Below are 22,838 nucleotides of genomic sequence, written 5' to 3' on the forward strand. Positions count from 1 at the left end.
TGTCTGATGCAGCTGACAGCAGCATTGCCACGAATGGATTGCTATAGTCGCGCCAATTTTTCCAGGAGACCTGTCATGCACCTGCACAAACGCCTTGTCGGCGGCCTGCTTGTCGCCACCCTGACCGTCCAGTTGAGCGCCTGCGGCACCCTGTTCTACCCGGATCGCCGCGGCCAGATCGAAGGCCGTATCGACCCCGCGGTGGCGGCTCTGAACGCCGTCGGCGTGCTGTTCTATGTCATCCCCGGGCTGATCGCCTTTGCCATCGACTTCGCCACCGGCGCCATCTACCTGCCAGGCGGCCTGAATGCCCAGGTCGACCCGCAGGATCTGCACAACCTGGCAGATGCCGATGGGCAGATCGATCCGATCAAGCTCAAGGCCCTGATCCTGCAGCAGACCGGCCACAACCTGCCCCTGGACGACCTGCGCCTGATCCGCAGCAGCGCCAGCGCCGAGCAACTGGCGGCCCATGGCCTGCGCCCGGCCGCCTGAATACGGCTGAATGATGCGTTCAGTGCTAGCCCGGACAAGCGCAGTACCGTCCGGGTTTTGTTATGACATCATCGGCTCAGAGGCTCCCGGATTGCGCCAGGACTTATCCGAGCTACCCGCTCGCCACGGGTCACGAAACAAGCCGCGCGACTGAACTAACCTTGCGCCTAGGGTCTGTTGCCGTTTCGTTCGCGGCCGCGCCGGAGCCTAACTTCTCACACAGGTCATTAATGACATGAGCGTCCCCCAGCACCACGCCCGCCTGATGCGCCTGGCCACCGTTGCCGCCCTGGCCACGGCCCTGACCCTGGCGCTGGCCAAGGCCATCGCCTGGTGGCTGAGCGGCTCGGTCAGCCTGCTGGCGGGGCTGACCGATTCGCTGCTGGATGGCGCGGCCTCACTGCTCAACCTGCTCGCCGTGCATTACGCGCTGCGTCCGGCCGATGAGGATCACCGTTACGGTCATGGCAAGGCCGAGGCCCTGGCGGGCCTGGGCCAGGCGCTGTTTATCGGGGCCAGCGCACTGCTGGTGGCCATCCATGCCGTTGATCGCTTGCTGCAACCCCAGCCCATCGGCGCCACCAGCCTGGGCATCGCCGTCATGCTGCTGTCGCTGCTGCTGACCATCGCCCTGCTGCTGTTTCAGCGCCATGTGGTGAAGCTGACCGGCTCGACCGCCATTCGTGCCGATTCCCTGCACTATCGCTCCGACCTGCTGCTCAACAGCAGCATTCTCCTGGCCCTGTTGCTGGCACACCTCGGCTGGCCACAACTGGATGCCGTGTTCGGCGTGGGCATCGCCCTGTATATCTTCTGGAGCGCCATCCAGATCGTGCGCGAGGCCGCCGCAGTGCTGATGGACCAGGAACTCGACCCACGGATCAGCGCCCGCATGCATGCCCTGGCCTGCGCCGTACCCGGCGTGCTGGGCGCCCACGATCTGCGCACCCGGCTGTCCGGCACCCACTGGTTCGTGCAACTGCATCTGGAGTTGCCCGGCGAGCTTAGCCTGGAAAAGGCCCATGCCCTGTGCGAGCAGGCGGAAGCGGCGATCCGCAGCGAATACCCGCGCGCCGAGGTGCTGGTGCATGCCGACCCCTGCCAGGGCACGCCACACAGCCTTCACAAATAAAAATAGAGCAAATACTCTAAATCTTCTAAGCTCACCTCGCTTACCCACAACAACAAGATTCGAGGTGCACACCCATGACCCTGACTGCCACTGCAATCGCCCTGCTGGGCCTGGTCGCCTGGCCCCTGCTACTGGTCGTGCTGATGGTCAACCAGCGCGGCCTGCTGGTACTCGGCGGCAAGATGGCGGTCAACGCCTTCAAGCCCGATGGCAGCAATACCCCCGGCAGCTTCGGCCAACGCCTGGTACGCGCCCATGCCAACTGCCTGGAGAACCTGCCATTGCAGGCCGCGCTGCTGCTCTATGCCATTGCCACCGCCCAGACCGCGCTCACCGACTCACTGGCCCTGGCGCTGCTTGGCGCGCGCCTGCTGCAAAGCCTGGTACACCTGATCAGTACAGCCCCGGTGTTTGTCTGGCTGCGCTTTGCCGCCTTCTTCGTGCAACTGGCCATCCTCGCCTGGTGGCTGCTGCAGTTCGCCGGCCTGCTGGGCTGATAACGCAACGCGCACAAAAAAGGGAGGCCGCTGGGGGGCCTCCCTTTTTTGCATGTCCGTCATTGCGACGCGGATAGCGTCCTTTCCTCGCCTGCCTGGTTGAGCAGTGCGGACCCGGCTGCCGGGACGATCCGATAAGACCGCCGGCGGCCACCGACCTGATTGGGTACGGCGGCTGGACTTGTGGTCCGGGCCTTGAAGCTGGGATAAAGCTTAAGCCAGCGGTGACGACAGATGATTGCGAATATTGCTTAAATACCCATCACTTGCGCAATTATCCACCAATACATAATCATTGACGGCAATCAGAAGATAAAAGAGCGTCAACAATGAACAAACTCGACCGCTACGACCTGAATATTCTTGCCGAACTGCAGCGCGATGCCGGCCTGTCCAACCAGGAACTGGCCGAGCGCATCGGCCTGTCACCCTCGCCCTGCTCACGGCGGGTCAAACAACTTCAGGACGACGGCTATATCCTCGGCCAGGTGGCCCTGCTTGACCGCAAACAGCTGGGCCTGACCCTCACCGCCTATGTGCTGATTGGCATGGACAAGCACACGCCCGAGCGCTTCGAGCACTTTCAGGAGCAGATTCGCCGCTGCCCCGAGGTGCTGGAGTGCAGCCTGGTCACCGGCATGGATGCCGACTACCAGCTCAAGGTGGTGGTGCCGGATATGGATCACTACCAGAAGTTTCTGCTCGGCACCCTGACCCGGATCGAGGGCGTATCCAGCGTACGTTCCAGCTTTGTCCTGCAGCAGATCCTGTCCACCACCCAGCTGCCCCTGCAGCATCTGCGCAGCAGCCTGTGACAAGGTGACGCGGGCGCCAGAACGCTGACAAACACGGCGGCGCGGGTATAATCGCGGCCATTTTGCTGTGCCTTGTGTGGCCCGCCATAAGAGCCCTGCGCTCATAGAACAACAAGCTGCCTTGCCCACCTGCTGCCCTTTGCGGCTGCACAGCATCGTCTTGCCCAAGAGGTTGCGATGGAACCCGAAGTCTTTGAAGAACTGATGATGACCGTGCTGGTGGGCGGCCTGGTGCTGTTTATGGCCTTTATCGTCTGGGACCTGGCGAAAAAGTCCAAGGCCGGACGCTTCGGCAGCATGATTCTGTTTCTCGGCCTGGGCCTGGGCGTGCTCGGTTTTATCATCAAGACCTTTGTGATTGCCGGCCTCGAAGGCGTTTAAGGACTTATTCACAGTCTGCTGCGCGTCGGCCCTGCTGCGTTAAGAACAGGCTCGGAAAGCCGCTTGCGGCTAACGCACTTCAGTGCGGCCCCGAAGGGGTGAGCGGAGCGAGTAATGCTCATGTACAAAAGTACACTGCGCTTGCTCCTCTGTTTTTGCCTTGCATGACGCTAGCGCGCAAGCCCCTGAATAGACTCTTCCTCATTTTATTTCTCCCGGCCGCCCAAACAGGGCGGCCGGGCTGTGTTTTGCTGGAGTTCCAATGAAAGCCACCGACCGCGTCATGCAGAGCTACGGGCGCTGCTGCGCCAGCCCGGATTTTTTCGACAGTTTCTACCGCCACTTCCTGGCCAGCTCACCGGCCATTCGCGAGAAGTTCGCCAAAACCGAGATGAGCGGACAGAAACAACTGCTGCGCCAGGGCATCCTCAACCTGGTGATGTTTGCCCGCGGCATGCCCGACAGTAAACTGCGCGCCCTCGGCCAGTCGCACTCGCGCACGGGGTTCGATATCCGCCCCGAGCTGTACGATCTGTGGCAGGACGCCCTGCTGCTGACCATCGGCGAGCATGACCCGCAGTGCTGCAGCGACACCCGCCTGGCCTGGCGCGAAGTGCTGAACAAGGGCATCTCGGTGATCAAGGCCGGCTACTGAGCCTCAGCACCGCTTGAACCGCCTGTCACTCCAGCCGCGCCGGCACCTCGCGCCACTGCCCCGGCTGCAGGCCGTCCAGGCGCCAGGGGCCAATGGCCACGCGCACCAGACGTAGCGTCGGCAGGCCCACGGCGGCAGTCATGCGCCGCACCTGGCGGTTGCGCCCCTCGCGGATCACCAGCTCCAGCCAGGCGGTGGGCACGCTCTTGCGAAAGCGCACTGGCGGATTGCGTTCCCACAACTGTGGCGTCTCCAGCAGGCGCGCTTCGGCCGGCAGGGTCGGCCCGTCGTTCAGCGTGACGCCCTCGCGCAGCTGCTGCAGCTGCGCCGCGCTCGGCTCACCCTCCACCTGCACCCAGTAGGTCTTGGCCAGCTTGTGCTTGGGGTCGGCGATACGCGCCTGCAGGCCGCCATCATTGGTCAACAGCAGCAGGCCTTCGCTGTCGCGGTCCAGACGCCCGGCCGGATAAACGCCAGGCACGTCGACAAAGTCCTTGAGGGTGGCGCGGCCCTGGTCATCATTGAACTGGGTCAGCACATCGAAGGGTTTGTTCAGCAGGATCAGTCGCGGCTCGGCCGGCGGTGCCTTGGCCACGCGGCGCGGGGCCGGCTTGCCGGCGGGACGGCGGGGAGCGGGACGGGACGGGCGAGACATGGGCGATCCGGCAGAGGCTGACAGGGGCGGCCAGTGTAACCGAGCCCAGCGGCCAGTTCGCAGGCTGCCAGCACCAGGCAAAGCGCAGCGCCATTATCAGCAACACTTATCCAGCGCCCGGAAGCCCGCGGGGCGGCTATGCTGGCTGGGTTATGTCTTTCTGCGAGGCTGTTTGCATGAGCTTGTCCGAATCCGTCGTCGATACCTTTACCGGCTGGGCCGCCACCGCCCCCGGTGCCCCCCTCGAACCGCACAGCTACGACCCCGGCCCGCTCGGCGCCGAGGAGGTGGAAGTGGCGGTGGAATACTGCGGCATCTGCCACTCCGACCAGTCGATGATCGACAACGAATGGGGCATGAGCCGCTACCCCTTTATCCCTGGGCATGAGGTGGTCGGCACCATCGTGCGCGTCGGCGCCCAGGTGCGCGGCCTCAAGCTTGGCCAGCGGGTCGGCATCGGCTGGTACAAGGGCAGCTGCATGCACTGCGGCTCCTGCATGGAGGGTTCGCACCAGCTATGCGGCACGGTCAAACCCACCATAGTCGGCAGCCACGGCGGCTTTGCCGACCGCTTGCGCAGCCACTGGGCCTGGGCCATCCCGCTGCCGGACGGCCTCGACCCGGCCCTGGTCGGCCCGCTGTTCTGCGCTGGCTCCACGGTGTTCAGCCCGCTGCTGGAGTTCGGCGTCAAACCCACCGACCGGGTCGGTGTGGTCGGCATCGGCGGTCTCGGCCATCTGGCCCTGGGCTTTCTCAATGCCTGGGGTTGCGAGGTGACGGCCTTTACCTCTTCCCTGAACAAGCAGGACGAAGCCAAGCGCCTGGGCGCGCACAAGGTGGTGGCCTCCACCGACAGCGCCGCGCTCAAGGCCATCGCGGGCAGCCTGGATTTTCTCCTGGTGACCGCCAGCGCCGACCTGGACTGGAATGCCATGCTCGGCACCCTGAGCGGCAAGGGCCGCCTGCATTTTGTTGGCATCGTGCCGAGCGCCATTCCAGTGCATGTGTTCAGCCTGATCCCGCAGCAGAAGAGCCTGTCCGGCTCGCCGGTGGGCTCGCCTTCGAGCATGGCGACCATGCTGGAGTTCTGCGCCCGTCATCAGATCCTGCCCCAGGTCGAGCACTTCCCCATGAGCCGGGTCAACGACGCCATCGACCACCTGCGCAGCGGCAAGGCGCGCTACCGGGTGGTGCTGGACGCCAGCCGCTGAGACTCAGGCGAGCGGCCAGGCTGCCACGATGCCTTCCAGGGCACGCTTGAGCTCGGCGCGACTGGCCGCGGCGGCCAGGCTGACGCGCGCCGCGTGCCCCGGATTGGCCTCAATGGCGAACACCTCGGCCGGCACCACCTCCACACCGTGCTGCCGGCAGGCCTCGGCCAGGCCGGCCGGTGGCGCGCTATCCAGCCACAGATGCGGCGCTGCAGCCCTGCCCTGCGGTATGCGCGGCCCGAGCACGCGCGCGGCCAGGCGCCAGCGCTGCTGCAATTCCTCGATCTGCCAGGCCAGGCGCTGTTCGGCGACGCCGCTTTCGATCCATTCACAGGCCAGCACCAGGCTCAGCGGCGCCACCGCCCAGCGGGTGGCCTGGGCTTCGGGATCGATGCGTTCGAGCAGCTCCGACGCGCCGGCGATAAAGCCCAGGCGCAAGCCCGGGGCGACGCTCTTGGACAGGCTGCTGATCAGCAGGCAGCGCTCGGGCGCCTGTACCGCCAGCGGCGCCTCGCTGCCGAGCACGCCGTAGACATCATCCTCGACGATCCACAAACCACGGCGCCGCGCCACCTCGGCGATGGCGGCGCGGCGCTCGGCGTCCAGGCTGGCGCCGGTGGGGTTCTGCAGGCAGGGCGTGAGCACCGCCACGCGGGCGCCGGTAGCGCGTGCCTGGCGGTCGAGGTCGTCGGGCAGGATGCCGCATTCGTCCATCGCCACACCATGCAGCGGCAGGCGCAACTGACGTGCAGCGGCCTTGATCCCCGGCGCGGTGAAGCGCTCCACCAACACCGGCTCGCCGGCCTCGCACAGCGCCAGCAGCGCCGCTGACACGCCCTGCTGGGCGCCGGCGCAGAGCAGCAGGCCGTTCGGCGCCAGTTCCAGGCCACGGCGGCGCAGCCAGGTGGCGCCGGCCAGGTGCGCGCGCTCGACCAACGACGCCGAGGGGTAGGCCTGCAGCGCATCCAGCTCGCCCCGTGCAGCCAACGCGGCGAGGCTGGCGGATAAATCATGGTTATCCGGATCATGCACCGGCACGTTGGTCGACAGGTCGATCAACTCGCCCTGCGCAGCCGGTTGCTTGAGACGAAACAGGCTGGCCTCACGGCTGCCGGCCAGTACGTAGGTGCCACGGCCGACCTCGCCGGACACCAGATGCCGACGCGCCGCCTCGCGGTAGGCGAGCATCACCGTGCTCGGATTGATGCCCAGCGTCCAGGCCAGGCGGCGCTGCGGCGGCAGGCGCTCACCGGGCTTGAGCTCGCCGCGGCCGATGGCGGTAGCGATGGCCTCGACCAAGGCCAAGTAGGTGGGCAAGGAACTGCTGGACAGGTCAGGAAGCCACATTGCTTGCCATGCAATATAAATATTTACCCATACAATGCACCGCACTAGCATCGAGGTCAACGCCACCCGGAGTGCCCGTCATGTTTGACCTCGCCCAACTGCGCCAGAGCGCTGAACTGGTTCACCGCCATATGGCAGCCACGCCGCAACTGGCCTGGCCATTACTGGCCCAGCGCCTGGGTTGCGAGACATGGGTCAAGCACGAGAACCACGCCCCCACCGCCGCCTTCAAGGTACGCGGCGGGCTGGTCTATATCGACGCCCTGCGGCGCCGTGAGCCGCAGGTGCGCGGGCTGGTCACCGCCACCCGCGGCAACCACGGTCAGAGCCTGGCGCTGGCAGCGCGCGCGGCGGGTCTGACGATCCGCATTGTGGTGCCGCACGGCAATGCCCGCGAGAAGAACGCTGCGATGCGCGCCCTCGGCGCCGAGGTGATCGAGCACGGCCGCGACTTCGACGAAGCGCGCGCCGAGGCTGTACGCCTGGCCGAACGCGATGGCCTGCACTGGGTGCCATCCCTGCACGAGGATCTGGTGCGCGGCGTGGCCACCTATGCCCTGGAACTGCTGGAAGCGGTACCGAACCTGCGTCGGGTGTATGTGCCCATCGGCCTCGGCTCAGGCATCTGCGGGATGATTCGCACCCGTGACCTGCTCGGCCTCGACACCGAGATAATCGGCGTGGTGGCCAGCGGCGCCGACGCCTATGCGCGAAGCTTCGAACAGGGCTGCCTGGTGCAGACCGAACGCGCCGACACCCTGGCCGACGGCATGGCCTGCCGTCAGCCGCAGCAGCTGGCGCTGGACATCATCCGCGCCGGCGCCGCGCGCATCGTGCGGGTGGACGACGAGGAAATCCGCGCCGCCATCCGCGCCTATCACGAGGACACCCACAACCTAGCCGAAGGTGCCGGCGCAGCAGCGTTGGCCGCCCTGATGCAGGAGCGCGAACACAACGCCGGCCAACGCGTGGCCGTGGTGCTCAGCGGCGCCAATATCGACCGCACGGCGCTGGCCGAACTGCTGCGCGACGAAGCGCCGGCCGCAGCCTGACTCAGCGGAACGGCGGCTCGTCGAAGCTCCTGAGCTTGCGCGAGTGCAGCGAGTCGAGCTGGTTGCGCATCAGTTCCAGGGCGGCGATGCCGATGTGCAGGTGCTGGGTCACGGCGCGTTCGTAGAAGGCCCCGGCCGCGCCGGGCAGTTTGATTTCGCTGTGCAGGGGCTTGTCGGATACGCACAGCAGGGTGCCGTAGGGTACCCGCAGGCGATAGCCTTGCGCTGCGATGGTGCCGCTTTCCATGTCCACCGCCACGGCGCGGGACAGGTTGATCAGCGGCCTTTCCTGGGCCCAGCGAAGCTCCCAGTTGCGGTCGTCGTAGGTCAGCACGGTGCCGGTGCGCAGGCGCTTCTTCAGCTCGTCGCCCTGCTCCCCGGTAACCTGCCGGGCCGCCTCCTGCAACGCCTGCTGCACCTCGGCCAGGGCCGGCAACGGAATGTTCGGCGGCAACACCCGATCGAGGATGCCGTCGCGGCGCATATAGGCGTGGGCCAGCACGTAGTCGCCGATGGTCTGCGACTGACGCAGGCCGCCGCAGTGGCCGATCATCAGCCAGCAGTGCGGGCGCAGCACGGCCAGGTGGTCGGTGATGTTCTTGGCGTTGGAGGGGCCGACGCCGATATTGACCAGGGTCACGCCATGGCCGTCTTCGGCCTGCAGGTGGTAGGCCGGCATCTGGTAGCGGTGCCAGATGACGTTCTCGATGATGGCCTGCATCTCGCCTTCGGCCATGCCGCGCTCGATCACCACATTGCCCGGTAGCACCATGCGGGTGAAACGCGATTCACCCACCAGCATGTCCAGGCCATAGCGGATAAATTGGTCGACGTAGCGGTGGTAGTTGGTCAGCAGAATCCACGGCTGCACATGGCGCCAGTCGCTGCCGGTGTAATGCACCAGGCGGCGCAGGGAGAAGTCCACCCGCGCCGCATCGAACAGTGCCAGCGGCAGCGGGTCGGTGTTCTCCCAGTCGTACAGGCCATCGGCGGTGCCGTCGGTGGCGGCGGACAGGTCGGTGCTGGGGAACACCCGCGCCAGCTCGGCGGCGGTCACCCCGCTGCCGGCCAGTTCGTCGCCCTGCTCGACCACATAGGGATAGGGGATGTTCTGCTGACTCATGCCCACTTCCACCCGCACGGTGAAGTCGCTCATCAGGGGCTGCAACTGCTCCAGCAGGTATTTGCGAAAGGCCGCCGGCTGGGTCACGGTGACGCTGTAGGTACCCGGCACCTGCACCTTGGCGTAGGCGCGCACAGTGGTGGGCACCTCGCCCTGGCACAGGTAGGTCAGGCGCAGCTCCGGGTAACGGAACTGGCACTGCTCGGCGGCATCCGGCTTGCTGCGGGTTTTCAGATAGCGCTTGAGCGCCTGGCTCAGGGCCGTGCTGGCCTGCTGATGCAGCTCGGCAAGCCGGTCCACTGCTTCTTCGGCCGTATGGGCCACCACGAAATCATCGGCACAGGGATTCACAAGACACCTTCCTGGTTGAGCACACGGGCTCTATCTTGCCTGCTCGCAGCCAGCCGGGATAGCCGTCATTGCAGCAGTCGGGCCAGATCCTCGGGCAGCGGTTGCGGGGTCAGGGGGCCGACCCGGCGCGTGCCGGGATTGCCCAGGGGATACAGCCCCAGCAGCGAGCCGACACTGCCGGGCAGGCGCAGCAGCTGCGCGCCGGCCTCGGCCCAGTCATGCTGACGCCAGGCCCACAGCAGCATCAGCCAGTGGCTGTAGCCGTGCTGCAGAAAACTCGGCTGGCCGAGGATATGGGCGCGCTCCAGATGATTCAGCTCGGCGAATGCATCACCACCTCGACGCTGGATGCGCGCCTGTTGCAGCTCATGGTGAAAGGCTTGGGAACGGGTCATGACGGCACTCCTGAAATAAATGACCGGCACAGTCTGCAAGCTGCGGGCGGCCCCCAGGTCAAGAGGCTACGCTTGCCTTGTGCAGCGTCAGCAAGGAGCCCTGAATGTCACGCCTGTTTGCACTTTGCCTGCTCTATATGCTGCCTGGCGCATTGCTGGCCAGCGAACTGGATGGCCACTACCGGGCGCTGCTCGACGAGGTACCGAGCGAACTGATCCTGCACAGCCAGGGCCAGGAGGTGACGGGGGAGTATGTGGAGAACGGCCAGCTGCGCCTGCAACTCAAGGGCCAGTTCGATGGTGAACTGCTGAGCGCCGCCATCCACGATGCGCAGTCCGGCCAGCACCTGGCCAACCTCAATGCCAGCTATGCCAACGACCAGCTCAACACCCGCATCGCCGCACGCAACCCGGCAACCGGCGAGGTGCTGGAGCGCGATGCCCTGTTCCAGCGCTATACACCGCCCCCTGCGCCCATTCCCACCCCCGAGGTGGACCCGCTACGCGACCCGAGCCTGATCGGCACCTGGGTACATGAGCAGATCATCACCAGTGCCAGCGCCAGCTACGCCTCCATGACCAGCCTGCAGATTCTGCAACTGAATGCCGACGGCAGCGTCAGCCAGTGGAACCGTACCCAGGCCGGCGGGCAGAACTGGAGCGCCGACAGCCCCGGCGAGCTGCAATACCGCGGCCAGTGGCAAAGCCGCGATGGTCTGCTGCAGGTGCAGCTACTCGGCCACAGCGACTTCCAGCCAGCCGCCCGCTACCACTTCAGCGAGCAATACCTGGTGACCGAAAGCAATACTGGGCGGATGGTCTGGTATAGACGCTAGCAGCCTGCTAGGCCCGACTTAGACCAGATGCGGCGTACTCCGCGCCACCAGCGCTTCGACATCCAGACCACGCGGCAGGGTGCCATAGACCCGCCCACCCTCACCCAGGCGGCTGACGATAAATGCATCGGATACAGTGGCGTTGCCGGCCTCCAGCAGCAGCTTGGCCTGCAGGGCCAGGGCCACATCTTCGGTGAGCTGGCGGGCGCGATACTGGATATCGGCGGTATCACGGAAATCCGCCTGCAGTTTGCCGATATGCGCCTTGAGGCGCGCGTCGCCATGGCCATCGCCCAGCTCGGCAAATAGCGCATCGAGCACACCGGGCTCCTTGGACAGGGCACGCAGCACATCCAGGCACTGCACATTGCCCGAACCTTCCCAGATGGAGTTGACCGGCGCTTCGCGGTACAGGCGCGGCAGGATGGTTTCCTCGACATAGCCGGCGCCGCCCATGCATTCCTGGGCCTCGTTGATCATGGCCGGCGCCCGCTTGCAGATCCAGTACTTGCCGATGGCAGTGACCAGGCGGGCGAACTTGTCTTCCTGCTCATCATGGGGGTTGTCCAGGGCCTTGCCCATGCGCAGGGTCAGGGCCAGGGCCGCCTCGCTTTCCAGGGCCAGATCGGCCAGTACGTTCTGCATCAGTGGCTGCTCGGCCAGCACCCGTCCACCCACCTGGCGATGGGCGCAGTGGTGCGCGGCCTGCGTCAGGGCCTGACGCATCAGGCTGCTGGAGCCGATCATGCAGTCGAAGCGGGTCAGCGACACCATCTCGATGATGGTCGGCACGCCGCGCCCCTCCTCGCCCACCATCCAGGCCAGGGCGCCACGGTATTCCACCTCGCTGGAGGCGTTGGCCCAGTTGCCCAGCTTGTTCTTCAGGCGCTGGATATAGAACTCGTTGCGGCTGCCATCCGGGCGGTGGCGCGGCAGCAGGAAGCAGGACAGGCCCTTGTCGGTATGGGCCAGGGTGAGGAAGGCATCGCACATGGGCGCCGAGCAGAACCACTTGTGCCCCACCAGCTCATAGGCCTGCCCCGGGCCACCGATGCCCACCGGGTAGGCACGGGTGGTGTTGGCCCGCACGTCGGTGCCGCCCTGCTTCTCGGTCATGGCCATGCCGATGGTCACCCCGCTCTTCTGCTCCATAGGCAGGTTGCGCGGGTCGTACTGGGTCGAGAGGATTTTCGGCAGCCATTTTTCGGCCAGCTCCGGCTGCAACTTGAGCGCCGGCACCGCGGCGTAGGTCATGGTCAGCGGGCAGGCGTTGCCGGCCTCGGCCTGGTTATGCAGGTAGTTAAGCGCGGCGCGGGCCACCTGGGCACCGCTGCGTGGGTCGGTCCAGGGCATGGAGGGAATGCCGTGCTCGATGGCCGTGCTCATCAACTGGTGATAAGCCGGATGAAACTCCACCAGATCGACCCTATGACCGTAGCGGTCATGGCTCTTGAATACCGGTTTGTTTTCGTTGGCGAGAAACCCCGCCGCCATCAGCTCGCCGCCGGCCAGGGCGCCATAGGCATCCAGTTTGTCTTCGGCCCAGGCACCACCAAAGCGGCGGGTCCATTCCTGCAGGGGCAGGTCGAGGCGATAGAGGTTGGCGCCGTCCAGCGGCGGTACCTGATTGAACACTTGGTGGGTTTCAGCGTGCTGGCTGGCATTCATGGCTGCGGCTCCTCTTTCTGGGGCAATGGGGCGCCGACGGCGCGTAGACAGAAGGTGATCAGGCTTTGGCTGACCTGGGACAGACTCAAGGCGGGCTGACCGGCCTCGCGGGCGGCGCGGGCCTGGGGCGACAGGGGGCCGACCAGGGCCTCGGCAATGGCGCCGACCAGGCAGGCGGCAATCAGGTTGACCTGGGCCACCTGAAACTGGCCCAGGCGGTTGCCCGCCTCCAGCAGCTCGGCGAACAGCGCTGCATAGGCTTCGCGGTAGCGCAGGCGGCGCTCGTCCACCTCCGGCTCCACCGGTTCGGCGATCAGGGCAAAGGCCAATTGGCGACTGTGCCAGGCCCGCTCGGCAAAACGTTGCAGCCCCAGCTGCAGGCGCTCCAGAGGCTCACCCGGGCCGCGCAGGATTTCACCCAGGGCATCAACCTCGCGCTGGCTGGCCAGGCTGAAGACCTCGGCGGCCAGCTCGCCCTTGCTGCGAAAGTGCCGGTACAGGCTGCCGGTGGCGATGCCGACGTCCTCGGCCAGGGCCTGCATGGTCAGGGCGGTAAAACCGCCGCTGGCCACTCGCTGCAGGGCACAGGCGAGAATGCGGGTGCGCAGGGCCTGATCACGGTCGATGCGCAAGGCGGTGGTGCGATAAGCCATAAGCTGAATCCTGATTCACTATTTACTCAGTGAATCAGGATTCAGACCTTGGAAAAAGCGGGATTCGGGGCATAAAGCAGGGCATAAGCGCCACAGACTGACGCTTATATCCGAGTCAGCTCAGGCTTCGCGACTCAGCACCCAGTGATGCAGCAGATGGCGCAGCTCCTCGAACTTCACCGGCTTGGCCATATAGTCGCTCATGCCTGCGGCCAGGCAGCGCTCGCGGTCGCCACTGTGGCTGTTGGCGGTGACCGCCAGCACCGGCAATTCGGCGCAGCCTGGCAGGCAACGCAGGGCACGGCAGGTGGCAAAACCGTCCATCACCGGCATCTGACAATCCAGCAGCACGGCATCCACCGGGCTCTCGCGCAGCAGTTCCAGGGCCTCGGTGCCGTTGTCGGCGGTACACACCTGATAACCGAGCTTGAGCAGCATGCCGCGCAGCACCAGCTGGTTGATGGGGTCATCCTCAACCACCAGGATCTTGCATTGCTGCGGCTGCCTCAGGGCCGGGCTGATGGCCCGGCGCATCGGCGCCGCCATGGCCGGCGCGTGCACCGGCAAGGCCAGGGTCAGCTGCAGATGGAAGCGACTGCCCTGCCCCGGTTGTGATTCGTGGCCCAGGCTGCCGCCGAGCAGCTCGACCAGTTGCCGGCAGATGGCCAGGCCGATGCCCAGGCCGCCGTAGCGACGGGTCATGGAGCCGTCGAGTTGCTGAAACTGCTGATACAGGCCAGCGGGGATGGGCACGCTAAAGCCCACGCCACTGTCTACCACCTCAAACAACAGCGGCAGCCCCGCCTCGACCTGGGGCACCTGGCTGACGCGCAGGATCACGCCGCCCTGGGCGCTGAACTTGATGGCATTGTCGAGCAGGCAGGCCAGGGCCCGGCTGATCTTGTCGGCATCGCCTTCCAGCACATCGGGCAGGTTTTCATCCAGCTCCAGGCTGAAACTCAGCCCCTTCTCCTGCGCCCGGGGGGCGAACTGCACCTTGAGGCCATCGAGCAAGCCACGCAGGCTGAAAGGCTCGCGCAGGGGGTAAAGTTTGCCGGCCTGCAGTTCGGTCAGGGCGAGGATGTCGTTGACCATGCGCATCATGTCCCGCGCCGAATTGGCAGCGGTCTTCTGGTACTGGGCCAATTCGCCTTCCAGGGGCAGGGTTTCCATCAGCTCCAGGGAGCCGATCACCCCGTTCATCGGCGTACGCAGCTCATGGGTCACGGTGGCGAGGAACTCGTCCTTGAGGCGGTTGCTGTCGGCCAGCTCCTGGTTCAGGGCTTCAAGCTTGTCGCCGGCCTGCTGCAGGATGCGCGTGCGCTCTTCCTTCATGGCGTTGATGCGGTCGGCCAGGGCCAGGGACAGCAGCCCCACCTCCAGCGCCGAGCCGATCTGGCTGGCGTACATGGTGAGGAACATATTGGGCAGGTAACCCAGCACCATCAGGGTGTTGATCGCCCCACCGAGCAAAAAGGCGCTCCAGGCGATGATGAAATAACGGGCCACGCGCATGCCGCGCAGCCAGGCCAGCACACCGGCGGCGAAGATTGCCACGGTGAAGATCAGCGCCAGGTAAGTGGCCAGGCGCAGGGCCACGGCATAGCTGCTGGTCAGGGCCAGGGTCATCACCAGCACACCGCAGAGCATCAACAGCAACAGCAGGCGGTCGACCCAGGGGCTGTGCTCGTCGGTATGCAGGAAGCTGCGGGCAAACTGGCAGCCGAACAGCGCCGCCGCACCGATCATAAAGGGGGTGGCGGCATTGGCCCACCAGGGGCTGTCGGGCCAGAAATACTCGATGGCGGCGCCATTGACCGACAGCTGATACAGGCCGAAGGAGGCAATGTAGAGGATGTAGTAGAGGTAGCTGGTATCGCGCACGCTGAGGAAGATAAACAGGTTGTACACCAGCATCACCAGCAGCACGCCGTAGATAATGCCCAGCACATAGATGCGCGCCGGTTGCGCCTCGATATAGGCATTGGGCGCCCACAGGGTCAGGGGTGCCTGGATCGAGCCCTGGCTCTCCAGGCGCAGATAGACCCGCTGTACCTCCCAGGGCGGCAGCTGCAACTCGAACACATAGTTGTGCTGCTTGACCTGGCGGCTGGCAAACGGCAGGGCATCACCGGTGCGCTGGGCCAGACGCAGGCCACCCTCATCGTCCGGCACATAGAGTTCCAGATGATCCAGCGGCGGGTAGGCCAGCTCCAGCAGCCAGGGCCGCATACCGCTCGGCTGCGCCGGCTGGTAGCGCAGATCCAGGCGCAACCAGAATACCGACCGGGAATAGCCGGCGTTGAGTACCGCCTTGTCATGCCGGCGGAAACTGTCCTGCAGGGCTGGCGAGCTGATTTCCTTGATACTGGCGTCGCCACGCACATCCTCGAATACATACATGGCTTGCCCCAGAGGCAGACGCCGGGTGTCGTCATCAAAGACCACGGCACCGGCCAAGGCCGGCAGAAGCATCAGAAGACCAATCAGGATGTAGTGCATTCAAGCCAGCCAAAGCGCAGAAAGGGGTTGCAGGCGAGGGGGTTATCAAACAGCAGGCACTCTAGCATATGCGCAGGCACACGCAGCCGGGGCAGCGCCCATGCAAAACACCCCGGAGACGGCCACTGCGACTACAGTTAGTGACGAATCCGGCAAAGGTCACTGCACCATGCGACGCATTATCCTTATCGCACTGCTGCTTATCTCCACACCTCTCCAGGCCGAACCCCGCCAGATCGTACTCAGCACACTGGAATGGCCACCCTACACCGGCAGCCAGCTCGACCAGCATGGCTATGCCCACGAAGTGGTGAAACGTGCCTTTGACCTGGTCGGCCTGGAAACGGCCATCCGCTTCTACCCATGGGCCCGAGCCTTGCAGATGGCCGAGCTGGGCAAGGTCGACGGCGTCTTCCCCGAGTACCATGCACCGCAGGTGCGCCAGGACATGCTGTTCTCCGAAGCGTTTCCGTCAGGCGCCGCGGGGCTGCTGAAGCTGCGAGACAATCCGGCGGTTCCAGCCATCACACTCGCAGATATCGATAGCGCGGTCGCGGCCCTGGCAGGCCTGCGCCTGGGCCTGGTACGCGGCTATGTCAACCACCCCGCGCTGGACAATACCCCGCTTATCAAGCGCAGCTATGCCCGGGATGACCTGCACAACCTCGACAGGCTGCTGAGCAGGCGAGTCGATCTGATCTTCATTGATTTCAGTGTGGCTCAGTACCTCATTGAGCGGACCTTTGCCGAACAGGCGGCAGCCTTCGAGCGCATCGAGCCAGCCCTGCTCCAGCCCACCCTGCACCTGATCATGCCCCGCCACCGACCTCAGTCACAGGCCACCATGGAGGCCTTCAACCGAGGGTTGCGCACCCTCAAAGACAGTGGCGAATTAAAAACCATCATGCAAAGGCACGGGCTGCAATAGTGGCTTTGATGGTAAGCTCGCCCCCCATGAAAACGCCTACCTCCCGCCCCGTAGTGCTCTGTCTGTCCGGTCACGACCCCAGTGGGGGTGCCGGCCTGCAAGCCGATATCGAAGCCCTGCTGGCCCAGGGCTGTCATGCCGCCCCGACGGTAACCGCCCTGACCGTGCAGGACACGGTCAACGTCCGTGACTTTCGCGTGCTCGACCGCGACTGGGTAATGGCCCAGGCCAATGCGGTGATCAGCGACCTGCCGGTTGAAGCGGTCAAACTCGGTATGCTCGGCTCGGTCGAGATGGTCGAAACCGTGCTGGAAATCATGCAACGTCTGCCGGGTATACCGCTGGTCTGCGACCCGGTACTGCGCGCCGGCGGCGGTGGCGCCCTGGGCAAGGACGAGGTGGGCTATGCCATGCGCGAGCGCCTGCTGCCCATCGCCACTATCGCCACCCCCAATCTGCCGGAAGCGCGCATCCTGGCCGAACTGCCCGAAGGCACGGCCGATGAATGTGCCGAGAAGTTGCTGCCCTATATTCAGCATCTGCTGATCACCGGCGGCCATGGCGACGAGCACGAAGTGCACAACCGACTGTATAGCCGCGACGGCAGCTGCCACACCTTCGTCTGCCAACGCCTGCCCGGCAACTACCATGGCTCCGGCTGCACCCTGGCCAGCACCCTGGCCGGCCGCCTGGCCATCGGCCAGGAGCTGGTCAGCGCCGTGGAACTGGCCCTCGATTACACCTGGCGCACCCTGCGTGATGCCGAGCAGCCGGGCCATGGCCAGTACATTCCACGGCGCCTGCCGCTGGATGCTTGTTGATAGACAGCCGCCGATGGAGTCCCTGATGAAACTGCGTGGCCTGTATGCCATCACCGACAGCCAGCTACTCAAAGGCCGCCTGTTGCCCTATGTCGAAGCGGCGCTCAAGGGCGGCGCGACCCTGCTGCAGTACCGCGACAAATCCAGCGACGAGGCCCGCCGTCTGCGCGAGGCCCAGGCCCTGGGCGAATTATGCAACCGCTACGGCGCCAGCCTGATCATCAATGACGACGCCGAACTGGCTGCTCGCCTGGGCGTCGGCCTGCACCTGGGCCAGGGCGACGGCTCCCTGGCTGCCGCCCGCGCCCTGCTCGGACGCAAGGCCATTATCGGCGCCACCTGTCATGCCCAGTTGCCGCTGGCCGAGGCTGCCGCGGCCGAAGGTGCCAGCTATGTGGCCTTCGGCCGCTTCTTCGATTCCCAGACCAAGCCCGGCGCCCCGGCGGCCACGGTCGAGTTGTTGGAGCAGGCCAGGCACCAGCTCAACCTGCCCATCGTCGCCATTGGCGGCGTGACCCTGGCCAACGCCCCGGCCCTGATCGAACGCGGCGCCAGCATGGTGGCGGTGATCCACGCCCTGTTCGCCGCCAACTCGGCCAGCGAAGTCGAGCGTCGCGCCCGCGCCTTTAGCGAGCTGTTCGCCAAGCACTGATATTTTCCGGGCGAGCCCGCTCGCCCCACTCACCTATTGAGAGGCCCTGCCATGTCCCGTTCCGAAATCCTCTTCAGCCATGCCCAGAAGCACATCCCCGGCGGCGTCAACTCGCCGGTGCGCGCCTTCAAGAGCGTCGGCGGCACCCCGCTGTTCTTCAAGCATGCCGAGGGCGCCTATGTGGTGGACGAAGACGACAAGCGCTATGTGGACTATGTCGGCTCCTGGGGCCCGATGATTCTCGGTCACGGCCATCCGGAGGTGCTCGACGCCGTGCGCCGCCAGTTGCAGCACGGCCTGTCCTATGGCGCACCGACCGCCCTGGAAACCGAGATGGCCGACCTGGTCTGCTCCCTGGTGCCGTCCATGGACATGGTGCGCATGGTCAGCTCCGGCACCGAGGCGACCATGAGTGCCATCCGCCTGGCCCGTGGCTATACCGGCCGCGACGCCATCATCAAGTTCGAGGGCTGCTACCACGGCCATTCCGACAGCCTGCTGGTCAAGGCCGGTTCGGGCCTGCTGACCCAGTGCGTGCCCAGTTCGGCCGGGGTGCCGGCGGATTTTGCCAAACACACCCTGACCCTGCCCTTCAACGACCTGGCCGCGGTCGAGCAGATGCTCGGCGAAGTGGGCCAGAGCGTGGCCTGTATCATCGTCGAGCCGGTGGCCGGCAACATGAACTGCGTGCCGCCGGCGCCGGGCTTTCTCGAAGGCCTGCGCGCGCAGTGCGACAAGCACGGCGTGGTGCTGATCTTCGACGAGGTGATGACCGGTTTCCGCGTCGCCCTGGGCGGCGCCCAGGCCCACTACGGGGTCACCCCGGACCTGACCACCTTCGGCAAGATCATCGGTGGCGGCATGCCGGTGGGCTGCTTTGGCGGCAAGCGCGAAATCATGTCCTGCATCGCCCCGCTGGGCCCGGTCTACCAGGCCGGCACCCTGTCCGGCAACCCGCTGGCCATGGCCGCCGGCCTGACCACCCTGAAACTGATCAGCACCCCGGGCTTCCACGCCGAGCTGACCGACTACACCACGCGCATGCTCGACGGCCTGCAGCAGCGCGCCGATGCCGCCGGCATCCCCTTTGTCACCACCCAGGCCGGCGGCATGTTCGGCCTGTACTTCAGCGGTGCGGACGATATCGTCACCTTCGACGACGTGATGGCCAGCGATGCCGAGCGCTTCAAGCGTTTCTTCCACCTGATGCTGGACGGCGGCGTGTACCTGGCACCGAGCGCCTTCGAGGCCGGCTTCACCTCCATCGCCCATGGCGACAAGGAGCTGGAAATCACCCTGAACGCCGCCGAGCGCGCCTTTGCCGAACTGAAAAAAGCCTGACGCCCGGCCATAGCCACACAAGAGAACCGGAATCATGCAGTACAGCACCGCCTTGAGTGACGCCCTGCTGGCCCTGGCCTGCGCCGCCTGCGTCTGGTTTGTCGGCCGGGCGCGGCGCCACTATGGTGAGGCCGACCAGCCCGCGCTGTTCTGCGCCCTGCTGGGCTTTCTGCTGCCGGCGGCCGCTGCAACGGTAGGGGTCGTACGCTATGGCGTCGATCCTGAGTGGCAGTCTGCCCATCTGTGGCTCAGCCAGGCCAGCAGCTTTCTTGCCCTGCCCCTGCTCGGCGCCGCGGCACTGGCCCTGGGCCGCGGCTGGGCCTGGAGCCGACCGAACTGGGGGCGGATCATTCTCGGCCTGTGCGCCTTCTTCGAACTGTTCCGGCAGATGGGCCATATGGAGGACTACCGCCTGGCCCTGAATCTGGCCACCCTGGCGCTGATCCTCTATGCCGGGGCGGTGCAGTGGCCCCGGCGTCTGCCCCTGGTCGCGGCACTGGCCGTGGTGGGGCTGTTTCTGACCGCTGGTATCGCCGTGGGCACCGAGGGTTTTATCGGCCCGCTGCGCCGGGTCGACCTGTTCCACGGCCTGCTGACTCCGACCTATCCCTTGCTGGCCTGGCTGCTGCTGAGCCTGCCGGGCAGCAACCAGGCACACACCCGGGACGAAAACCCGGCAAAGACTTTGTAAGAAGGCCACGGCTTATTTCATAATGTGCCGGCCGACACAGTTTGTCGGCCGGCCACCAAGCCGCTCCGCACCCCGAGGTAAACGGATTTTCATGAAAAGCACCGGCCGCACCCTGTCTCTGGGCTGCCTGTTGCTCCTGCTTCCGCTGCTGGCCCAGGCGGGCGGCAACACCCTGCTCATCCCCGCTCCCGGCACCTGCTCACTCAATAGCGCCCCCGAAGACCTGGCCGACGCGGTGGCCGCCTGCCAGCTGGCCGCCGAAAATGGCGACCTGCAGGCCGAATACGAATTGGGTGAGTTCTACTATGACGGCAAACGCACCGAGCGCGACTTCGACCAGGCGCTGAAGTGGTTTGAACAGGCCTCGCTCAAGGGCCATGCCCAGGCCCAGTACCGCCTCGGCATGATGTTCTTCCGCGGCGAGGCCGTACCGGCCAACAGCGTACAGGCCTATATCATTCTGAAGATGGCGGCGGTCAATGGCTCCGACGAGGCCATGGACAGCGCCGATATGATTGCCGAGCAGATGCCCCGCGAGCAGCTGGAGCTGGCCGGCCAGGTACTGGGGCAGATCTTCCGCAACTACCTGCTGGAGTTGCAGAGCAGCGACAACCTGTCACCCTTCGCACCTTAGCGGTAGCGTGGATGACCACCCCGTGAAAAGCCACGCCGGGTTGTCCACCAGTAGCCTTAACCGAATACCGCGCGGACTACGAGCGGTGGATGTAAAAAGCGACATCCACCCTGCGCGCTTGCAGCCTATTTATCCGGCATCGGCATGGGAAACGGCATGATATTGCCACCGCCCTTGGCCTCGCTGATCTTCGGCGTGCCCAGGCGCTCCACCTCGTCGATGCGAATAATCGCGTGCATGGGGATAAAGCTGCGCACCACGCCATCGAACTGCGCCTTGAGCTTTTCTTCGCTGGGGTCGACCACCACCTGGGTGCGCTCGCCGAAGACGAACTCCTCCACCTCCAGGAAGCCCCACAGATCACTCTGGAAGATCTGCTTGGCATACATCTCGAAAACCTGTCCCTGGTTGAGGAAGATCACCTTGTAGATGGGTTCGCGCTTGCTCATGGCTATGCAGTTCGTACCGTTGGATTAAATGTGCGGGGCGCGGATCATAGCATAGCCACCCGGCAGGCAACGCTAGGAACCCAGGCACTTGCCCCCTATAATGCGCGGTTCTTTGAGCACCCTTGTTGAGCGCGCATGACCAAGAAGCTTTATATCGAAACCCACGGTTGCCAGATGAACGAGTACGACAGCTCGCGCATGGTCGATCTGCTGGGCGAACATCAAGCCCTGGAAGTCACCGAGAAGGCAGCGGATGCCGACATCATCCTGCTCAACACCTGCTCGATCCGCGAGAAGGCCCAGGACAAGGTGTTCTCCCAGCTCGGCCGCTGGCGTGAACTGAAGCTGGCCAATCCGGATCTGGTGATCGGCGTCGGCGGCTGCGTGGCCAGCCAGGAAGGCGCGGCGATTCGCGACCGCGCGCCCTATGTCGACGTGGTCTTCGGCCCGCAGACCCTGCACCGGCTCCCGGAAATGATCGACGCCGCGCGCACCACCAAGACCGCCCAAGTGGACATCAGCTTCCCCGAGATCGAGAAGTTCGACCGCCTGCCCGAGCCGCGGGTCGACGGCCCCAGCGCCTTCGTTTCGGTGATGGAAGGCTGCAGCAAGTACTGCACCTTCTGCGTGGTGCCCTACACCCGCGGCGAAGAAGTCAGCCGGCCGCTGGCCGATGTGCTGCTGGAAATCACCCAGCTGGCCGACAAAGGCGTCAAGGAAGTCACCCTGCTCGGGCAGAACGTCAACGGCTATCGTGGTACAGCGCCGGACGGGCGCATCGTCGAGTTCGCCGAGCTGCTGCATGCGGTGGCGGCACTGGACGGCATCGAACGCATCCGCTACACCACCAGCCACCCGCTGGAGTTCTCCGACGCGATTATCGCCGCCCATGCCGAGATCCCGCAGCTGGTGAAGTACCTGCACCTGCCAGTGCAGTCCGGCTCGGATCGCATCCTTGCGGCGATGAAGCGCAACCACACCGCCCTGGAATACAAGTCGCGCATCCGCAAGCTGCGCGCCGCGGTGCCGGATATCCTGATCAGCTCGGACTTTATCGTCGGCTTCCCCGGCGAAACCGAAAAGGACTTCGAGCAGACCATGAAGCTGATCGAAGACGTGGGGTTCGACTTCTCCTACTCCTTTGTCTACAGCGCCCGCCCTGGCACCCCGGCCGCCGACATGGCCGACGACACCCCGGACGAGGTGAAGAGGCAGCGCCTGGCCATTCTGCAGAACCGCATCAATCAGCAGGGCTTCGAGAACAGCCGGCGCATGGCCGGCACCACCCAGCGCATCCTGGTCACCGACTACTCGAAGAAGGACCCGGGCAAGCTGCAGGGCCGCACCGAGAGCAACCGCATCGTCAACTTCCCCTGCGACAATCCGCGCCTGATCGGCCAGTTCGTCGACGTGCTGATCGAAGAGGCTCTGCCCCACTCCCTGCGCGGCCGCTTGCTGTAGGGTGGATGTCGCCTTTTACATCCACCCTGGCGGCATGATGGGTGGATGAGCGAGGCGCCATCCACCCCACGCAAGCCAAACGAGCGGCTGCCG

Annotated in this window: 24 protein-coding genes; 16 read left to right on the plus strand and 8 right to left on the minus strand. The window is 65.3% G+C overall.

Going from position 1 to position 22,838, the window contains the following annotated elements; genetic code table 11:
• The first annotated feature begins 75 nt into the window (after positions 1–75).
• The 6 genes from GJV18_RS15625 to GJV18_RS15650 all read left to right on the plus strand — a co-directional run bounded on the left by GJV18_RS15625 (position 76) and on the right by GJV18_RS15650 (position 3,975).
• Complete coding sequence (locus tag GJV18_RS15625) at positions 76–495, plus strand: polyribonucleotide nucleotidyltransferase (RefSeq protein WP_160347272.1); 420 nt, start codon at positions 76–78, stop codon at positions 493–495.
• Positions 496–730: 235 nt separating this feature from the next.
• Positions 731–1,627: a cation diffusion facilitator family transporter gene (locus tag GJV18_RS15630; protein WP_160347274.1), complete on the plus strand. Its 897-nt coding sequence runs from the start codon at positions 731–733 to the stop codon at positions 1,625–1,627.
• A 74-nt stretch (positions 1,628–1,701) separates the two neighbouring features.
• A complete protein-coding gene (locus tag GJV18_RS15635) occupies positions 1,702–2,124 on the plus strand; it encodes an MAPEG family protein (RefSeq protein WP_160347276.1) in 423 nt (140 codons plus the stop codon).
• Positions 2,125–2,453: 329 nt separating this feature from the next.
• Positions 2,454–2,939, plus strand: a complete 486-nt coding sequence (locus GJV18_RS15640; protein ID WP_160347278.1) for an Lrp/AsnC family transcriptional regulator — start codon at positions 2,454–2,456, stop codon at positions 2,937–2,939.
• A 177-nt stretch (positions 2,940–3,116) separates the two neighbouring features.
• On the plus strand, positions 3,117–3,320 hold the full coding sequence (locus tag GJV18_RS15645) for a DUF2788 domain-containing protein (RefSeq protein ID WP_160347280.1): 204 nt from the start codon (positions 3,117–3,119) through the stop codon (positions 3,318–3,320).
• 262 nt (positions 3,321–3,582) lie between these two features.
• On the plus strand, positions 3,583–3,975 hold the full coding sequence (locus GJV18_RS15650; protein ID WP_160347282.1) for a globin: 393 nt from the start codon (positions 3,583–3,585) through the stop codon (positions 3,973–3,975).
• Between the two features lie 25 nt (positions 3,976–4,000).
• On the opposite strand, the gene GJV18_RS15655 is transcribed toward GJV18_RS15650, so the two are convergent.
• Entirely contained in the window at positions 4,001–4,570 is a 570-nt protein-coding gene (locus GJV18_RS15655) for a pseudouridine synthase (RefSeq protein ID WP_160347678.1), read from the minus strand.
• A 236-nt stretch (positions 4,571–4,806) separates the two neighbouring features.
• Between GJV18_RS15655 and ahr the strand changes: the two genes are divergently transcribed.
• Positions 4,807–5,841 (plus strand): NADPH-dependent aldehyde reductase Ahr, encoded by a 1,035-nt coding sequence (gene ahr / locus GJV18_RS15660; protein WP_160347284.1) that lies wholly within the window; start codon positions 4,807–4,809, stop codon positions 5,839–5,841.
• Positions 5,842–5,844: 3 nt separating this feature from the next.
• On the opposite strand, the gene GJV18_RS15665 is transcribed toward ahr, so the two are convergent.
• The gene (locus tag GJV18_RS15665; RefSeq protein WP_160347286.1) at positions 5,845–7,188 is read right to left on the minus strand and encodes an aminotransferase-like domain-containing protein; all 1,344 of its coding nucleotides are present in this window, start codon (positions 7,186–7,188) and stop codon (positions 5,845–5,847) included.
• A gap of 80 nt (positions 7,189–7,268) precedes the next feature.
• Between GJV18_RS15665 and GJV18_RS15670 the strand changes: the two genes are divergently transcribed.
• Positions 7,269–8,240, plus strand: a complete 972-nt coding sequence (locus GJV18_RS15670) for a threonine dehydratase (RefSeq protein WP_160347288.1) — start codon at positions 7,269–7,271, stop codon at positions 8,238–8,240.
• A 1-nt stretch (position 8,241) separates the two neighbouring features.
• Here the strand turns inward: GJV18_RS15670 and amn are convergent, their stop codons facing one another.
• Entirely contained in the window at positions 8,242–9,714 is a 1,473-nt protein-coding gene (amn, locus tag GJV18_RS15675) for an AMP nucleosidase (protein WP_160347290.1), read from the minus strand.
• Positions 9,715–9,779: 65 nt separating this feature from the next.
• The gene (locus GJV18_RS15680) at positions 9,780–10,109 is read right to left on the minus strand and encodes a DUF3703 domain-containing protein (RefSeq protein WP_160347292.1); all 330 of its coding nucleotides are present in this window, start codon (positions 10,107–10,109) and stop codon (positions 9,780–9,782) included.
• A 104-nt stretch (positions 10,110–10,213) separates the two neighbouring features.
• Here GJV18_RS15680 and GJV18_RS15685 point away from each other — a divergent pair, with 104 nt between their 5' ends.
• Complete coding sequence (locus GJV18_RS15685; protein WP_160347294.1) at positions 10,214–10,945, plus strand: hypothetical protein; 732 nt, start codon at positions 10,214–10,216, stop codon at positions 10,943–10,945.
• 18 nt (positions 10,946–10,963) lie between these two features.
• Here GJV18_RS15685 and GJV18_RS15690 read toward each other — a convergent pair whose 3' ends face one another.
• From GJV18_RS15690 to GJV18_RS15700, 3 genes are all read right to left on the minus strand, one after another.
• Positions 10,964–12,613, minus strand: a complete 1,650-nt coding sequence (locus tag GJV18_RS15690; RefSeq protein WP_160347296.1) for an acyl-CoA dehydrogenase family protein — start codon at positions 12,611–12,613, stop codon at positions 10,964–10,966.
• Positions 12,610–13,266: a TetR/AcrR family transcriptional regulator gene (locus tag GJV18_RS15695; RefSeq protein ID WP_160347298.1), complete on the minus strand. Its 657-nt coding sequence runs from the start codon at positions 13,264–13,266 to the stop codon at positions 12,610–12,612. The genes GJV18_RS15690 and GJV18_RS15695 overlap by 4 nt, the downstream gene beginning before the upstream one ends.
• Positions 13,267–13,386: 120 nt before the next feature.
• The gene (locus GJV18_RS15700; protein ID WP_160347300.1) at positions 13,387–15,768 is read right to left on the minus strand and encodes a hybrid sensor histidine kinase/response regulator; all 2,382 of its coding nucleotides are present in this window, start codon (positions 15,766–15,768) and stop codon (positions 13,387–13,389) included.
• 169 nt (positions 15,769–15,937) lie between these two features.
• On the opposite strand from GJV18_RS15700, the gene GJV18_RS15705 reads away from it, so the two are divergent.
• The 6 genes from GJV18_RS15705 (at position 15,938) to GJV18_RS15730 (ending at position 20,835) form a co-directional block, all read left to right on the plus strand.
• A complete protein-coding gene (locus GJV18_RS15705) occupies positions 15,938–16,696 on the plus strand; it encodes a substrate-binding periplasmic protein (protein ID WP_160347302.1) in 759 nt (252 codons plus the stop codon).
• Between the two features lie 26 nt (positions 16,697–16,722).
• Positions 16,723–17,517 carry a hydroxymethylpyrimidine/phosphomethylpyrimidine kinase gene (locus GJV18_RS15710; RefSeq protein WP_160347304.1) on the plus strand — a complete coding sequence of 265 codons (795 nt, stop codon included), beginning with the start codon at positions 16,723–16,725 and terminating at the stop codon, positions 17,515–17,517.
• A 25-nt stretch (positions 17,518–17,542) separates the two neighbouring features.
• Positions 17,543–18,169, plus strand: coding sequence for a thiamine phosphate synthase (gene thiE / locus GJV18_RS15715; protein WP_160347306.1), 627 nt, complete (start codon positions 17,543–17,545; stop codon positions 18,167–18,169).
• A 51-nt stretch (positions 18,170–18,220) separates the two neighbouring features.
• Positions 18,221–19,510, plus strand: coding sequence for a glutamate-1-semialdehyde 2,1-aminomutase (gene hemL, locus GJV18_RS15720; protein ID WP_160347308.1), 1,290 nt, complete (start codon positions 18,221–18,223; stop codon positions 19,508–19,510).
• Positions 19,511–19,544: 34 nt separating this feature from the next.
• Positions 19,545–20,201: a hypothetical protein gene (locus tag GJV18_RS15725; RefSeq protein ID WP_160347310.1), complete on the plus strand. Its 657-nt coding sequence runs from the start codon at positions 19,545–19,547 to the stop codon at positions 20,199–20,201.
• A 91-nt stretch (positions 20,202–20,292) separates the two neighbouring features.
• A complete protein-coding gene (locus tag GJV18_RS15730; RefSeq protein ID WP_160347312.1) occupies positions 20,293–20,835 on the plus strand; it encodes a tetratricopeptide repeat protein in 543 nt (180 codons plus the stop codon).
• Positions 20,836–20,960: 125 nt separating this feature from the next.
• On the opposite strand, the gene GJV18_RS15735 is transcribed toward GJV18_RS15730, so the two are convergent.
• Complete coding sequence (locus GJV18_RS15735; RefSeq protein ID WP_160347314.1) at positions 20,961–21,284, minus strand: DUF1820 family protein; 324 nt, start codon at positions 21,282–21,284, stop codon at positions 20,961–20,963.
• 135 nt (positions 21,285–21,419) lie between these two features.
• On the opposite strand from GJV18_RS15735, the gene miaB reads away from it, so the two are divergent.
• Positions 21,420–22,745, plus strand: a complete 1,326-nt coding sequence (gene miaB, locus GJV18_RS15740; RefSeq protein WP_160347316.1) for a tRNA (N6-isopentenyl adenosine(37)-C2)-methylthiotransferase MiaB — start codon at positions 21,420–21,422, stop codon at positions 22,743–22,745.
• Positions 22,746–22,838: the final 93 nt, after the last annotated feature.

The organism is Pseudomonas xionganensis (genome assembly GCF_009763245.1).
Lineage (GTDB): Bacteria > Pseudomonadota > Gammaproteobacteria > Pseudomonadales > Pseudomonadaceae > Aquipseudomonas > Aquipseudomonas xionganensis.